The 15,960-nt window shown below is 35.5% G+C and carries 13 protein-coding genes and 1 pseudogene; 12 read left to right on the top strand and 2 right to left on the bottom strand.

All coding sequences use genetic code 11. The features are described from left to right. Positions 1-51 precede the first annotated feature (51 nt). From VY86_RS22665 to VY86_RS15890, 11 genes are all read left to right on the top strand, one after another. Complete coding sequence (locus tag VY86_RS22665) at positions 52-1,290, top strand: hypothetical protein (protein WP_052760858.1); 1,239 nt, start codon at positions 52-54, stop codon at positions 1,288-1,290. 81 nt (positions 1,291-1,371) lie between these two features. Beyond that, on the top strand, positions 1,372-3,276 hold the full coding sequence (locus VY86_RS15935; RefSeq protein WP_046975692.1) for a contractile injection system tape measure protein: 1,905 nt from the start codon (positions 1,372-1,374) through the stop codon (positions 3,274-3,276). Between the two features lie 9 nt (positions 3,277-3,285). Further along, a complete protein-coding gene (locus tag VY86_RS15930; RefSeq protein ID WP_046975691.1) occupies positions 3,286-5,367 on the top strand; it encodes an ATP-binding protein in 2,082 nt (693 codons plus the stop codon). Between the two features lie 24 nt (positions 5,368-5,391). After that, on the top strand, positions 5,392-6,294 hold the full coding sequence (locus VY86_RS15925) for a Pvc16 family protein (protein ID WP_046975690.1): 903 nt from the start codon (positions 5,392-5,394) through the stop codon (positions 6,292-6,294). A 229-nt stretch (positions 6,295-6,523) separates the two neighbouring features. Beyond that, the gene (locus VY86_RS15920; protein ID WP_046975689.1) at positions 6,524-7,534 is read left to right on the top strand and encodes a cytotoxic necrotizing factor Rho-activating domain-containing protein; all 1,011 of its coding nucleotides are present in this window, start codon (positions 6,524-6,526) and stop codon (positions 7,532-7,534) included. Positions 7,535-7,724: 190 nt separating this feature from the next. Continuing rightward, the gene (locus VY86_RS15915; protein WP_046975688.1) at positions 7,725-8,636 is read left to right on the top strand and encodes a hypothetical protein; all 912 of its coding nucleotides are present in this window, start codon (positions 7,725-7,727) and stop codon (positions 8,634-8,636) included. Positions 8,637-8,899: 263 nt separating this feature from the next. Further along, positions 8,900-9,637, top strand: a complete 738-nt coding sequence (locus VY86_RS15910) for a hypothetical protein (protein WP_046975687.1) — start codon at positions 8,900-8,902, stop codon at positions 9,635-9,637. A 327-nt stretch (positions 9,638-9,964) separates the two neighbouring features. Next, complete coding sequence (locus VY86_RS15905; RefSeq protein WP_071881038.1) at positions 9,965-10,765, top strand: cycle-inhibiting factor; 801 nt, start codon at positions 9,965-9,967, stop codon at positions 10,763-10,765. Positions 10,766-10,859: 94 nt separating this feature from the next. After that, positions 10,860-11,801, top strand: coding sequence for a YwqJ-related putative deaminase (locus VY86_RS15900; protein ID WP_046975686.1), 942 nt, complete (start codon positions 10,860-10,862; stop codon positions 11,799-11,801). Positions 11,802-12,436: 635 nt separating this feature from the next. Continuing rightward, positions 12,437-13,228 carry a tail fiber protein gene (locus VY86_RS15895; RefSeq protein WP_228939629.1) on the top strand — a complete coding sequence of 264 codons (792 nt, stop codon included), beginning with the start codon at positions 12,437-12,439 and terminating at the stop codon, positions 13,226-13,228. A gap of 62 nt (positions 13,229-13,290) precedes the next feature. Then, positions 13,291-14,043 carry a hemopexin repeat-containing protein gene (locus tag VY86_RS15890; protein ID WP_238591489.1) on the top strand — a complete coding sequence of 251 codons (753 nt, stop codon included), beginning with the start codon at positions 13,291-13,293 and terminating at the stop codon, positions 14,041-14,043. A gap of 103 nt (positions 14,044-14,146) precedes the next feature. Here VY86_RS15890 and VY86_RS15885 read toward each other — a convergent pair whose 3' ends face one another. Continuing rightward, positions 14,147-15,184 carry an IS5 family transposase gene (locus tag VY86_RS15885; protein ID WP_046976644.1) on the bottom strand — a complete coding sequence of 346 codons (1,038 nt, stop codon included), beginning with the start codon at positions 15,182-15,184 and terminating at the stop codon, positions 14,147-14,149. Between the two features lie 75 nt (positions 15,185-15,259). On the opposite strand from VY86_RS15885, the pseudogene VY86_RS15880 reads away from it, so the two are divergent. Then, positions 15,260-15,595: pseudogene (locus VY86_RS15880) on the top strand (fucose-binding lectin II); the annotation flags it as partial. Positions 15,596-15,660: 65 nt separating this feature from the next. Here VY86_RS15880 and VY86_RS15875 read toward each other — a convergent pair. Beyond that, on the bottom strand, positions 15,661-15,912 hold the full coding sequence (locus tag VY86_RS15875; protein WP_046975684.1) for a type II toxin-antitoxin system prevent-host-death family antitoxin: 252 nt from the start codon (positions 15,910-15,912) through the stop codon (positions 15,661-15,663). Positions 15,913-15,960 lie beyond the last annotated feature (48 nt).

The raw sequence follows: 15,960 nt of genomic DNA, 5'->3' as shown, positions 1-15,960 counted from the left end.
GACAGGATATTTAAAACAGAATAATTCAATATTATATACAAGGTCATTAAAATGGAAAAAAAACATAATCTGTCTACTTCGCAATCCAATACAGAAAATACCAATCCTAAATCAATAGGACCTTCAGCAGATGAACTAAAAAATCGTTTTAAAGAAGGCAGTATTCCCCTACAAACCGATTATTCAGACCTGATTGATATTGCTGATATCGGTCGCCGGGCAGTAGGTAAAGCACCGGATCAGACGGACAATCCAAATTCAGGACTGGAACTGGATAATAATCATGGATTATCAGTGAAAACTAACCCTACCGGCGGTATTTCCGTTGATTCGAGCGGTATAGCTGTTAAATGTTGGCCGAACGGTGGTATTACAGTCACTGACGGTTCTGGTCTTTATTTAAAATTAGCAGGGGGTAATACCGGTAATGGTTGGAGTGGTGTAAGTGGATTAAGCCTGGGTTCAGACGGTGTAAAAATTAAGGCAAATAATGGCATTAATGTTGATGGTAGTGGTGTCGCTGTAAAAATCAAAGATAAAAGCCTACTGACTGACGCTGGTGGATTAGCGGTAAATACCGGCAGGGGGTTGTGGATTAATAACGATAAACTTGAAGTGGATAATCATGACGGGATTGAAATAGTTAACGAAGGTGTAAAAGTTAAAGCAGGTAACGGTATTAATGTTGATAGTAATGGTGTCGCTGTAAAAGCCAAAGATAATACAATAAACGTCGAATCTACAGGGATATCTGTAAGACTTGGTTGGGGAATAAAAATAGGTGATGGATTAGATGTTAAGGCCGGCAATGGTATTACTGCTGATTGGAATGGTGTCTCTGTAAAATCCAAAGATAACACAATTAGAGTTGATCCCACAGGAATCTCTGTGAATCTTGGTTGGGGGGTAACAGTTGGAGGAGGATTAGATGTTAAGGCCAGCAATGGTATTCACGTTGATAGTAATGGCGTCTCTGTAAAAGCTAAGCCTGGTAGTGGTATTAAAGTAGACAGTGATGGCGTAAGCATTGATATACAATCAATTGCATCAGCACTCTCAGACCTAATTATCCCACCTGGAACAATTGTGCCGTTTTATAGTGATGGTGGTTTACCTAATGGCTGGGCATGGTGTGATGGGGATAATGGAACACCTAGATTAAATACAACTAGTGCTCCTCTTAATTTAATTTCAGGATGGGATGGAAGACTTTTTAATATCTATACATTAGGTGTAGATAAAGGTCTTACAACAAATGTACATTATATGAGATATATTATGAAAAAATAGACCGATTAATCAGGATAATATTATTCCTATATAAACCTGCTTATATTTCCATATCTATCAATTAACAATGAGATATTAAATATGCCTTGGGAACCAAATCTGTTAAACAGAATTATTATTACTATTGACGCTAATAATCAACAGATAGCTAAAAAAGTATTACATGGCTCCCAGCTTAATCAAGTTGATATCAATAAATTATTTAATACATTCTTTACTCAATATCCCATCAATCAGGATATCTATTTAGAAACATTAACTCTGGATCTTGGCGAAATAAGTTTACATAATTTTAATTCACTATTCCCTGTAAAGCTTAATACTGCACTAAATAAAGCATTAAGCCATTATCAAATTAATCATCAGGAGAAAAAAACACCCCTAATAGAATCAAAATCGCAAAAAATAACCAACAAACCTTCTTTATTATATGTCAAAAATTCAATTAATGTTGAAGATTTCATTCATTATTTAAATCAAAAGAATTCCGCATTGAATTCAATAGAGATGAAAACTCATCATCAAAATATTGACATCAATATCCAAGAATTAGTTAATCAATTAGCTGGAATAGAAGATAAATTAGCTTTATTTTTAGCAAAAAGCTGTTTATCTGAACCAAGTCTACAACGGTTATTAGCGCTCAAGCAACCCACTTTATTAAGCGCTATTAACCACAAACTATCCGAAAGGATAAACAGATCACAATATTTGGGGGAGCCTGCCTCCCCCGGACAACTAATACTCAATGCGTTGCAATATATACAGCTAAATCATACACAGGAGATACCTAAACTGGATGCGAAAGTGCTATCACATCTCACCACTGAATTAGATAATGGTACACTTAATGCAACATCTGTTATTAGGTTATTTCGTCAGATTATCACTCACAATATTCCATTAAATAATTGGTTAAAACAGTTATGGCAAACTATTACTGTTGCAAGATTCAGTAAAAAATATCTATCAGCTAAAGAATATCAATATTTATCTGAGCATTTTATTTCAAATCATATGAATAAAGATATACTCAGTGAAAAATTAATTGTCACTAATCATACGGATAAAGATATACTCGGTAAGAAATCAATTATTACTAATCATGACAACATTAATACTCAGGAAGATCAATATTTACTTGAGCATTATTTTTCAAATCATACGGATAAAGATATACTTGGTAAAAAATCAATTATTACCAATCATGACAGCATCAATATTCAGGAAGAGCAATATTTACCTGAACATTTTATTTCAGACCATGCAGATAAAAATAAATCTAGTAAGAAATTAGCCTTTACTCACGTTGACATTCAAAATATTCATAAATATCAACATTCAACAAATCAAGAATTAATATCAAAAAACCATAAAATATCACCAGCATCAAATAATCTATCTGTTAAAGATAATAAATGTAGCCAATTCCGAACTATCAGAAAAGTACCTCCTGAATCAACTTTATTATCCAGACAAATTCTTTTATATCAGGTGAATAACGCCGGAATATTGATTTTATGGCCGATGCTACCCGCATTATTTAATCAACTGGGCTTACTTGAAGAGCAAAAATTTATTCATCGTCAAGCCCAATTTAGCGCAATTAACTTCCTTAACTATCTAATTTGGGGAAACGAAGAAATACAGACAGAGCAAAATATATTGAATAACGTTCTGTGCGGATTAATGGTTAACAAACCTATTGAATTAGCGCCTGTTGAACCAGAAAAACAGTTGATAATAGATCAATGGCTAAATGCCATTATTAGCCAACTTCCCGGCTGGAAAAAGTTAACCCGCAATGACGCTCGTCAGTTGTTTTTACAACGACCGGGTGAATTGCTGATAAATGAACAGGAAATCAAAATCATGGTAGAGCATCAGCCGTTTGATGTGCTATTAACCGATTGGCCGTGGCCATTAAATATCGCTAAGCTTCCCTGGCTGGATCGCCCTTTAAAGATTAATTGGAAAAATATTTAGAAGGTTTATATGGACTACCTACTGACAAATAACCCCTGTAGCGTGACAGAATTACACTGGATTTATCCCCATTTGGAACGTATCGATCTGCTATTACAGCAATACTATTATCAAAAGGGAGACCAGTACGATTTATTACCGGAAAGTTTTTTACTGACCGAAGATGAAGTAGAACAGTGTTTAATATCACCACAGGGTATTCCTCATTGGCTAACTAAAGTAAATAATCCTATTCGCTACCCAGAAATCGAGAAAAGCCCTGACCTTGATGCATTATCATTATTAGTCGAACGTTTTGAACTAACTGAATTTGAACGTGATGTTTTACTGTTAGGTTTATTACCCCATTTTGACAGCCGTTATCATGCGTTATTTGCCGCTCTAAATGGTAACAGTAAAAAACAGTGGCCCAGTTTTGCTTTAGCGATTGAATTATTCAACCAATGTCAAAGTGATCGACAATTACTGCAAAATAGTTTTCTGCCACAAACACCGTTAATTAGTAACCAACTATTACGGCTCAATAACCAAGAAGAATCTATTTGGCTACAGACACAATTCTTAACTCACAACGCAGTATGGCACTTTCTATCGGGACAACGAGTTATCCTACCGCCATTAATAATCTGTGCTAACTGGCGTATTCCAGCCTCACATAATTGGTATCCGCAAACTCTTTATTCTTCTCTTGAAAAGATATTATTGAATGACACCGATGAAATACACCCATTAGTCATACTCAGAGGAAAACAGGACAGCGCCAGAGAGTTAGCGGTCAACAATATTATGGCATCTCATGGTATTCATACCTTAGTCCTGGATTTAGCCCATCTGCTCGACGAAGAAAATAGTGTCACAATATCCATACTTACGGGCGCAATACGGGAAATTCGGTTACACGATGCTTGTTTACTCATCCGTAATTTTTCTTTACTTACAGAGGAAAAGAGAAGATTACATCATGAATTATCTGTTTTACTGAACCAGCCGAAATTAAAAATAATTTGCCTGACAGAACCGGGAGATACATTAGTCTGGCTTAAACATTTACCAATAGTGCAAATTGATATGCCAGTAGCAACTTTAGCAGAGAGAAAAACAATGCTAAAAGCAAGTTTACCGGAGAATATCGCTCAGGAAATCAATATTACTCAGCTCTGTCAACGTTTCTCCTTTACCGCGGAAACATTACCGCTCATTCTTGAAGAAGCGCATCAATATCAAATGATTCGACAACCAGAAGATCAAATAAAAGAAACAGATCTGCGTAAAGCATTAAGTTTTCGCGCTCAACAGAATTTCGGTAAATTAGCCCAACGAATCACCCCAAAACGCAATTTTAATGATTTAGTGGTTTCAGATACATTGGCGCAACAGTTAAAAGAAATCATTGCGGCCATTCATTACCGTGACCAAATTCTAAGCGCTGGATTTCAGGAAAAAATCAGCTACGGTACCGGCATTAGCGCGTTATTTTACGGAGAATCGGGTACCGGTAAAACAATGGCCGCTGAGGTGATTGCCGGTCATCTTGGGGTTGATTTAATTAAAGTGGACCTCTCTACCGTGGTAAATAAATATATCGGTGAGACGGAAAAAAATATCTCTCGTATTTTCGATCTGGCCGAAGCGGATTCCGGCGTGCTATTTTTCGATGAAGCGGATGCTTTATTTGGTAAACGCAGTGAAACCAAAGATGCCCAAGACAGACATGCTAATATTGAAGTTTCTTATTTATTACAACGGCTGGAAAATTATCCGGGATTAGTCATTTTAGCCACCAATAACCGCAGTCATTTGGACAGCGCGTTTAACCGTCGCTTTACCTTTATTACCCGTTTTACTTATCCAGATGAAGCATTACGCAACAAAATGTGGCAGAAAATCTGGCCTGAACAGCTGATATTATCCGACGAAATTGATTTTGAACATCTGGCTAAACGGTCTGATTTAACCGGAGCAAACATTAGAAATATAGCTTTATTATCATCCATATTAGCCACAAATGATAATATTGGACAAGTTGAAAATAAACATATAGAACGGGCCGTGATACTTGAATTAAATAAAACCGGCCGATTAGCATTTTAAAAATTAAGCATAATTGGAGTCAACATGACAACTATAATTTCTTCTGACAATGCGATTATCGAGATTAATAAAGCATTAAATGACATGCTAATTAAATATTTAAACATTCCTGGTCAGAATATTGATATCCGCTTTGATCTACCCGAAATTAACTCTATTCAATCAGAACCGACAGTCAGTATATTTCTTTATGATATACATGAAGATCTGCAATTACGATCTGCCGAATCAAGACGTTATAACCCAGCAACTAACACATTATTACCGGGATGGTTCAACATCAATTGTAACTATTTAATTACTTACTGGGATGCCAATAAACCGTCCAGCGACAGCTCTAGCCCGGACAGTCAGCCGGATAATCAAGCGGCACAAGTGATGACCCGCGTTATGAATGCATTGATTAATAATCGTCAATTAACCGGCATTCCTGGTGCCTATACCCGGGTTATTCCCCAACAGGAGAATTTAAATAGCTTAGGCAACTTTTGGCAGGCACTTGGTAATCGCCCTCGCCTCTCTCTATTATATTCCATTACTGTACCGATGAAATTGCAAAATATTGAAGACAGTATAATACCAATCAGAAAAATCTCCGCTTCGGTGGACCAAAAACCCAGTCTGGATAATTCACAAATAAACCAGGCTTTAATAGATAAATTATGCGTGGAATTAGGCGGCACAGAAGATGTACGTCTTGCCCTTGCTAAAGTGAATCTGACAACCGAGCCTGATACAGAAAATAATCAAAATCAAGAAGATGAAAGCGTTATTGTTGAAGTTTCCGGTATGACGAGTGCAACGTATTTACCACAAATAAAAGATACACTTGAAAAATGGAAAAACAGCCAAGCGGCTATTGTTAAGATAAACAGTGTTGGCATTGTTGTTTCTAAAGAAAATGTTGATAAGTTAATTGGGATTTAAAATTATTTTTATACTAAAATAAAAACAATCACTCACCTAACAAATAATTATTTATTAAAATTAATAATTTTTAATATGTTTATTTCAGCTCTCCATGTTATAAAACTGGTTAAATTCCAGAGAAAAAGAGCCAATTAGAGAATATGATAAAAATAATTTCTTTAAAAATATTGAAAACTTAAAAGCTAAACTTGGGATCTGATTTTCATTAATATATTAAGGAGCGATTATGCCTATATTATATAAAGACCAAGAAAACATCAGTAAAACTAACAAGAATAGATGGCAAAAAGATGATTCAGATAAGGACAGCCAACTACCAAATGAATCCCTTACTCTCCAGCAAGATAAAAAAGGCCATCCAGACAGGCAAATGAAAGGATTAAAACAACTTCTTGCGGATAAAAAAATTAACAAAGGGCATATTTCCCCGCTGGAGAATAAAGGGTTATTAGTAGGTAGCGGTAATACACCTATCAACGTAAAAGTTACAGCTCATCGTTATGACAGCAACCAGGAGCTTGCACATGCGGTTTCCTTAAGAAATGAGGAAAACTCTTTTCATGATGTGATTACAGGATTCCATGGGGACCAAGTGACATCTTCAGAATCGGGCTCGGGAACAATAGGAATACATTGGGGAAAAAACACGTTGGATCCCAATATTACCGGTATTAATGTAGCTAATGGCGCATCGGGAACCGTAGGAATAAGAATTGATTTAAAAGATATTCAGCCCGGATATCCGGTCATTGTCACATCCGGCGCGTTGAGCGGTTGTACCATGGTATATGCCGTAAAGGGTAATTATTTCTTTGCCTATCATACAGGGCAAAAACCCGGTGATGATGAATGGAAAACAGGTCGGCAAGGCGTTACCGCTACCAATCAAAGCCATAGGGCCCTTTTGCCGAACAGCGAACCCATTACGGTTAGCGAACATAACAACGATTTAATAAATATTTTTGCAACATATGATCAGAGTGTTATTACCTATATGGGAAAACGAGGAGTTGAAATTAACAATCCAGCAGAAGCAGAAAATGTCAGCGTTTTTAACTATGACGCAAGCAAGCCTACAGAACCCTATCTTGGCAGGGTTGGCTACAGCTATGCGCTACTGGCTAACGATAAAGGAAAAGTGAACGTCAAGGTGTTGTCGGAAGATGCTATTGTTCCATCAAACAAGAAAGGCAATGCCATTAAAGTTATCAATTCACTCAAAAAACGGTTGTTATAACCATCAGAGGTTATTCTTATCTAATCTATTTTCCGCCAATTGATAATTTTAAAAATATATGACAGGACGTTTGGCAAGGCTGAAAAGTCCTTACCCAATGCATCATAATTTAGGATAAAAAATATTACCAGTTATTATGTTAATCCACCCTCTTCAATATATTTCTTACATCAACCTAACGGGTGATAATATGGAACACAAATATAGCGAAAAAGAACAGCAAAAGCAAAAAAGACGCCAATTACAGTCAAATAACGCAACTCATCATGATAGTAATCCATTGGAATTAGAACTGGAGAAAAATTCCAACTCCGTCACACCTGCCGATCATCATAAAAAATGGTTTACTTATGAAGGTGATAAAGAGGTGGAACTGACTACAGAAAGAATGAAAGAAATATTATCAAATAAACAACCTAAAATTATTATTGCTGGTGATGGTCATAATAAACCACCATTTCAATACGCAAAAAATATACCTGATGTTAATAGTAGTTTTGATGCTGGCACACTTCAACTTTATATTGAGGCAACAGATGAACAGATAAATGAAAATAAAGCAGAATATATACCAAAAGAATTTATGGCAAAACCAGGACTGTTTATGAATAAAAATAGGCGGGCTGAAATTGTTGGATGGGAGGATTCAGCGTTATCCAATGCCATGAAGGAGATGTTTGATCTATCGATGACATCAATAAGTGAACCAACGAAGTTAACAGAAAAAGGTATTTCTTCATTTTATGAATTCTATATGACTGCTATCCAGAGTTTTTTACCTAATTTCAAAAAACTAGGTAATGAATTGAATGAAATTATGGCGAAAGCCGGCAGTAAAGGGGAACTGGAAAACGTTGCGCCAGAAATGCTCCGTTTTACTTCGGGTACATGGCGCGATGAATACATCAATCCAACGTTAGCAGAGAAAATTGCAAAACACGCCGCTGAAAAGGAAAATCATACATTTGTTGTCTCCATAGGCGATGCTCACCTAAGTATTAATCCTATGCAGGAACATTTAAATAAAATGAGGGAAAAATTTAACTTTAAACACCAGATTATATTCACCCGAGATAAGGCCCCCACACTTCCTATCATCTAAAAGGAGGAAAGAAAAATGGGTAGATATATAATCACCACTTTTATTAATATATTTAGAGTTGATCTCATCATCTCTTAGATGAAAGTAAAATACCAATGACAATTTAATTTATATTTTGCTTACCCCTAATAAATAAGATTCCAAAATAGCGCTACATCTTATACTACTCATAATTCTATATATAACAATGGGTTGAAGAAGGCCATGTGTAGCAAAATTATGAAATGTTATTTATATCCTTTATCAGAAATTTAGGTGATAATATGTTTTCCATATTCAATAGAAAAGATAGCCACTCAAGTAAAAAAGCAAATCCAATGAAACACGAAGCAGCCAAAACAGACCATCAAGGAGAAATTCCCACCGATTCACTTTTTAATTCTAAATTCCATATGACTGGAAAAACTGAGGCTGTATCAGAGACTGATAATTTATGCAGTAGCAATATGAGAGGTCCCGCTTTTAGTAAGCAACCGAATATACCTAATGAGTTTCAACATTTGCATGATCCTAAAATAAGTATTTTAACTAAACAACAACTCAAAAGAAGAAATACCAGTGGAAAAAATTGGCATTCTATATTATTTAATGGTAAAGAAATTTATGGCTCAGATACTGCAATAACAGCTTATGATTTAAATCACCCGATAAGAATGATTACGTCCAATCCTGATTATGACGGTAAGCCAATTTTAATCCTAACGGGATCTCACGGTGATGCTTTTGGGTTTAATTGGGATGCTAATACAAATGGAGTTAGAAGAAAGGACTTGCGTGAAAAGCTATTTTTTAACGAAGACAGAGATGACAGAAAAGGTGAATATGATAGGAGTGAACCAATACATATCAAAGATGTCAGAAAAACTACCTATCAGGAGATGGAAGAAATTATTAATTCTCCAGATTATCATGTTATTTTAGGCTATTGTTTTAGCCGTAATGATCAAGCTTTGCGCTTTTATACCAATACAAATCCAGTAAAAAGTTATATTGATAATTAACTAAAAGAAGGACGCAGAAGTGGCCAACAATAACCGTACAATATCGGACCAAATATATATTGCGCCATTCGTGGCGCACTCTCTACAATTTCAAAACATTAAATTCTATCCCTCATAACGTAGGGATACTTATCTATCTGACTTAAATACATTATGCAGTGCCCTTTTCCTACCCCTCTCTTAACTACCCGCAGCAGAATATAATTTTAACCCTAACCGTCAAATCACTCTTAATAATATTAAGAAAAATTGGAATATCCTTGTTAATCTAACCTATATATTATCTATTTACGTAGACTCTTTACCAAATAATCAATAGGAAATAATATGATGCATAAATACAATCAAGAAGATAAGTTAATCCCTGAAAACTATAATTTAAACTCTGCAAAACTAATGGATGATATTATAAAATTACATAATAATTCTAAGGGTAACAAACTACTTTGGCATGACAATTGGGAAGATAAAATCATCGATAGAGATCTAGACATTATACTTAAAATGATTGATGAAAATGTTTCTCAATTCGGAGGGCTTGAAGCATATAAAGATATTGTCGGAGTAAATCCTTACGATCCTACCGAACCCGTTTGCGGTTTGTCTGCACAAAATATATTTAAATTAATGACCGAAGGAGAACAGGCTGTTAATCCCGTAGAGCAACTTAAAAAAGAAAAAATAAATGGCGATGAATTTTCCGAAAAACTTGATCAACTCAACAGCTCAAGTAGCTATGTTGCATTAGTTAATGATCATCGATTTGGGCATATGTTTCTAATTGATATTCCATCAACAGACCAAGATATTGTAGGATATATTTATCAATCAGATTTAGGCAATGGTGTATTACCTGCACTTAAAATAGCAGATTGGTTAAATTCCAGAACAAAGGAACCCATTAATACTGATAAATTAAGTCAATTATTAAGTAATGAATTTAATAGATTATCTGAAAGTGAACAAAAGGAATTAATTGCTGAATTGCTTGAGATAAATAAAAATATTTCCTGCGTAAAGCTAAATAAGGTCAAAAAAGATAAAAATGTAGATATTTATCTAAAAGAATATGATACAAATAATTTCTTTGAAAACATTGAAATATTAAAAGACAAACTTGACATTTGATTTCAATTGAATAACCCACTCTCCATTCAAATGTTAAATCATCGTAATGATGATTTTAAATGTAACAAGTTCAACCATTATAGAGAACTTCTAAATGTACAAAAATGATATTTGTAAAAAAATACGCGAATCTTGCGAAAACAAAACTTCAAATGAAACGTTATTAGATGCATTACATCTGGATATTCCTGATTCTAGAGCAGTCATGTCTGCTTATAAGAAAAAAACACCTAAATTATCTGATTTTAGTGCAAAGACACAATTAATCCTCGACTCTTCAAGACAATTTGGTCAGCAAAGATCTGCAACAAAGCAACGTAATTTTTCTGTATCTGGTTTAAAAGCGAATGGTGCTCCTGATGGAAATTTTATTTATTCAAAAAAATCTTTAGATAATTTCGCGGCTCATGCAGGATATGTGCATGATAGTGATTACGATGATGAATTTGTCAATTTTAAGGATAATGATAGAAATTTAGCTAAAGGAAAACTATTTCCCGGTATTGACTTGGTTAAACACCATAAAGAATTAATAAAAAAAAATGGACAAGAAAAAACGGAAATTCAACCAACAGATGAATCTATATCTTATATAATCACTGACTCTACATCCTTTATTTCAGGGATAAAGGATATGTATGAGAAGGCAGGAAATCCTTTACATCCAATAACTGAATCCTTAATTAAAGAGCACATGATTAATAATGCAGGTGTATTACCCACGATGGCTGGTATTGCTGGTTTGCATGCAGAGGTACAAGCACTTAACCATTTATTAACTTCAAATGATGAAAAGAAAGGGAAAGCTATTGGAAGTCGAAAAATAGGCGAATATATGCGGGATATGCTGGAATCATCTATTTTTACTCAGCGACTAACAACAAGACAAGCTGGAAGTGATTTTGCTGCTTGCCATAATTGCTCTGGAATATTATCAGCACCAGTCAATGTTGTTACTGGTAAGGTAGAAAGTGCGGGAAGTAATTTTTCATCAACAATATCTGAGAATTATAAGACAAAAGAATCACCAGTATAGAATAGTATTTGACTAAATAGATGATTCACTTTCTATATTTTTAAGAAGCGCGTTAATCCGCTTAACGTGCTTCTTATTATTCTGTTACCAGAAAAGGTTATTTTGCCAGAATTTACCAACAAAACGCTTATTTATTTAATTATATTTCCTGCAAATTTCCGCCACTTACCTGCTCTAATGATTTAAGTAAATGTTTCTCATTAGCTGGCGATCGTAACAAATAAATAATAAATCCCACTGCCCTCTATTTCTATTTCCATAGATATTTCATTCAAATATTGCAAAAAATAATCTAAAATTATTCTCCAAACCATAACTGTTTTATTTATTAATATAAACAACCCACTAAACATTTAACAGTCACTATTATTAATTAATGTTGCATCTAAACATTCATCTCCCATAATCATTTTGTTTCACAGAGAATTATTTAAATAACTATTGGATAAATTTTTAAATATAAACAATAACATCTATAAATCATGTTATTGCGGTAGCTATATCCTTGAATCAAAATTAATGAAGACAAAGTAATAAATGCTTTTTATATTTTAAATGCAAATAGTAAATAAAGGAAAAAATCATCAATTTCATTGATGAAAAAAACAACCCAATATTATATACAAGGTGATAAAATGGAAAAAAAACATAACCGATCCACTTCAGAATCCAATATAGAGAATACCAATACTCTGGATTGCCATGAAGTTGGTAAAATGCTTAGTCAGACTGATAATCCAAATTCAGCGCTAAAACCGGGTGATGACTATACACAGGCAATAAAAATTAACCCTGACGGCGGCTTAAAAGCAGATAAAGATGGATTAAATGTAAAAGCGGGTAATGGTATTAAAGTAGACAGTAGCGGCATCAGTATTGATCCCAATAATGTACTGCCAAAAGGAATGATTATGATGTTCTCCGGTGAGGATGCTCCTACCGGCTGGGCTTTTTGTGATGGTAATAACGGAACACCAGATTTAAGAAGCCGTTTTGTTATGTGTGGTGAAACTCTTTCTGAGACAGGGCAAAGTAATAGTAAAACCAGTGGGAGTGGTAATGGAAAAAACTTTTCCAAAAATACAACATCAACTGCGGTTTCGGTAAATGTTACTGTGGAAAATACAACATTAACAGAATCACAAATACCTAGTCATAAACATATTGGGGGTATGACTTATTGCTTCTGGGCTGGAATGAAATATGGTTATAGCTATTATCCCCGAACCGAATTTCAAATAGATAATAGCCGTAATAGCTCAATATGGCAGAAACCTTCACTAGGATCTAATATTTATGCCAACACATCAAACACAGGAGAAGGGCAAGGACATAACCACCCGGCAACGGCATCGTCTCCTGCACATGATCATAGTGTTGATATTATTCCACCTTATTATTTATTAGCTTTTATTATGAAACTTTAATTCCATTTCACCAAAAAGATTTAAATTATCTCTTATTTTCTAACCACAAAGGATACATAACAATGAATATATCTAGTTATTTCTTCCTAAATGAAGAGAACATTAAGTTCAATAATCAATGTTTAAATACATACATGGATTATCCCCAACCCATCAGTAAAGATTGGCCCAACCTACCTTCCGGGTTCCAAAGATATATTGACGATATTATTAATTTAAATGGCTTTTTATATTTTTTTAAAGGTTCACTATATCTTAAATTCGATATCACGAAAGCACAGGTCGTTGATGGCCCAAACTTCATTATAGATGGCTGGCCTGGATTAAAAGGAACAGAACTTGAAAATGGAATAGATGCAGCCATAGAATTGACCACCAACACCGTCTGTTTCTTTAAAGGCAGACATTGTATAGATTACACCATCGATTTACACACAATTAAGATCAATACTATTTCAGACCGGTGGGGAATGACAGAGGAATATGAAAAATTTAGTAGCAATCTGGATGCTATTATTTCATGGCCAGATATCGATGGAAATTTTATTTATTTTTTCAAAGGTGATTCTTTTATTCGGTTCGACCCAAATTTGAATGCACTTGATGCCGGGCCTATCATTATCTCCAGCGATAATAATGGTTGGAGAGGGTTAACCTTCAAAAATATTCAAGCGGCTGTATCGGTCGATACCGATTTATTAGGCAGTCACCGTGGCAATAATGGAGGCAATAGTAGCGTCTGTAGTGGAACATGTGGTACTAATGACACGGGTAAACATTGGGGAACCTCTAAAAACTCTCAATACAAAAAATAAGATCAATTTTGCACTCACCAATAAATGACCTTATTGTGTATGACTTTTTCTTGCTTTTTCAGGGGAAAAAATAAACTCATCGCTTTTTCATCACATACCGGAATTAAAAGGCATGAATGCCGGATTTTCCAAAATAAACCAAACGTTGTAAATTATAGCAGGTTGCCTTCAGAGTCATCGCAAAAGTGGCTCGCAGCTGGCCTATCGTTCGGATAAATTTTTCACCCATCTGAGAGAATGAGCCAAAGATATGTTCTACTCGTGCCCGGGTTTTCGCTATTTTCTTATTTCGGCCTTTCTGACAGTCTGATAAGGGCTTATTGCGTGACGCTTTCCTCTGAATATGAACACGATAGCCCTGTTCCTTCAGCTCACGTTCACGCATCTGGCTGGCATACCCTTTATCAGCATAAATGTCCCGACTTGTATTTGACCGATCCAAAACGGCTTCAAAAAACTGGCTGTCATGGACAGCTGCGGTTCCTGTCGCGATGTGGCGGATCACTTTATATTTTGTATCGACATTAATGGTCAGTTTATAGCCAAAATAACTTTTACCGTTCTTTTTCGTCCAGGTTGCCTCGGTGTCTTTCTGGCATCGTTTGTTTGCTGTCCAGTTATCCGGGGTTTTACCCTGACGGATTTGTTCATTCTCTTCCTTCTTATTGTGCTGCTTAGGAACTGGAATCAACGTGGCATCAATGATTTGACCCCCTCTAGGAATGAATCCCTGTGTCGAAAGCTGATGCTTCGCCTCTTCAAACAACGCTCTGGCACCTGCCTGGCCAATCCGTTTTTCGAAACACCAAATCGTGTTACGGTCTGGAATATTAATGACATCGGTCAAGCGACAAAAACGTTGCCAGCTCATTCGGTCAAGCAATTGATATTCCATCTTTTCATCGGAAAGATTATGGAAATGTTTCAGGATAATGATGCGAACCATCACCTCAGTCGGGAATGGCGGGCGTCCACCTTTGGGAGAAATAATACGTGGCGCGACAAGGTCTATGGTGTCAGCCAGTGCCGAGAAATCAACATACTTATCAAGAACAAGTAGCGGATCACCTAATTCATCGATTTTTCGACGGTGATATTCGGATGCCAGCTTGTCTTTTTTTAAAGCAGAACGAGGCGGTATCATGACAGCGCTACCTTGCAGAGATGTACTGTGCCTACATTTTACTCAATTTTGTGGCTGTGAAAAGTTTTTAGAGGTTCCCATTGTTTCAAGTTACCTCAAAGTATTAGATTTGGCTTGACAGCCTACGCTAATACAAATATTCCGCAAACTGTAAAAGTATATATTGATAATCTTCTGGTAGATACATTAACCGGTAAAGGACAAAATAATCTAATGGCAACTAAAGCCTACACATCAGGTACAGGCAAAATCTGTATTGAAATTGAGGGGGATGGCAAACCATGCAAGCTGCGTTATTTCGATAATATATTTGATGGCAAACCGGGAACAGCTATTATCAGCGCTGAAAATGGTACCAATGATAATTACAATGATAGTGTGGTGTTCTTGAATTGGCCGCTGACATAAACTAAAAACTCTCGGTTTCGAATAATAATTGCGCCATTCTTGGCGCTTTTTCTTTATTAAAGCGTTTATTTATCTGACTCTCTTTCTTGCAAATTACCATCACTCACCTGCTCTAATGATTTAAGTAAATGTTTAGCATTAGCTGGTGAGCGTAACAAATAAGCGGTTTCTTCAAGACTTGCATATTCTGCATTTGAAATAATCACACAATCACCACCGTTTTGTCTGGTGATCAATATTGGTGCACCATCCTGAACGGCTTGATCCATTATCGAAGCAAGATTTTTCCTGGCAGTGCTATATGTTGTCTTCCTCATAATATGTCCTTTTCTCGTATCAATAATACCGAATCTTAATAAGCAAAA

The organism is Photorhabdus thracensis (assembly GCF_001010285.1).
Taxonomy (GTDB): domain Bacteria; phylum Pseudomonadota; class Gammaproteobacteria; order Enterobacterales; family Enterobacteriaceae; genus Photorhabdus; species Photorhabdus temperata.
This window is presented reverse-complemented; position numbering and strand designations above follow the sequence as displayed.

Bases quoted from the DNA above. Each gene is read 5' to 3' on its own strand.
- VY86_RS22665 (WP_052760858.1), top strand. From the start codon at position 52: ATGGAAAAAAAACATAATCTGTCTACTTCGCAATCCAATACAGAAAAT.
- VY86_RS15935 (WP_046975692.1), top strand. From the start codon at position 1,372: ATGCCTTGGGAACCAAATCTGTTAAACAGAATTATTATTACTATTGAC.
- VY86_RS15930 (WP_046975691.1), top strand. From the start codon at position 3,286: ATGGACTACCTACTGACAAATAACCCCTGTAGCGTGACAGAATTACAC.
- VY86_RS15925 (WP_046975690.1), top strand. From the start codon at position 5,392: ATGACAACTATAATTTCTTCTGACAATGCGATTATCGAGATTAATAAA.
- VY86_RS15920 (WP_046975689.1), top strand. From the start codon at position 6,524: ATGCCTATATTATATAAAGACCAAGAAAACATCAGTAAAACTAACAAG.
- VY86_RS15915 (WP_046975688.1), top strand. From the start codon at position 7,725: ATGGAACACAAATATAGCGAAAAAGAACAGCAAAAGCAAAAAAGACGC.
- VY86_RS15910 (WP_046975687.1), top strand. From the start codon at position 8,900: ATGTTTTCCATATTCAATAGAAAAGATAGCCACTCAAGTAAAAAAGCA.
- VY86_RS15905 (WP_071881038.1), top strand. From the start codon at position 9,965: ATGATGCATAAATACAATCAAGAAGATAAGTTAATCCCTGAAAACTAT.
- VY86_RS15900 (WP_046975686.1), top strand. From the start codon at position 10,860: ATGTACAAAAATGATATTTGTAAAAAAATACGCGAATCTTGCGAAAAC.
- VY86_RS15895 (WP_228939629.1), top strand. From the start codon at position 12,437: ATGGAAAAAAAACATAACCGATCCACTTCAGAATCCAATATAGAGAAT.
- VY86_RS15890 (WP_238591489.1), top strand. From the start codon at position 13,291: ATGAATATATCTAGTTATTTCTTCCTAAATGAAGAGAACATTAAGTTC.
- VY86_RS15875 (WP_046975684.1), bottom strand. From the start codon at position 15,912: ATGAGGAAGACAACATATAGCACTGCCAGGAAAAATCTTGCTTCGATA.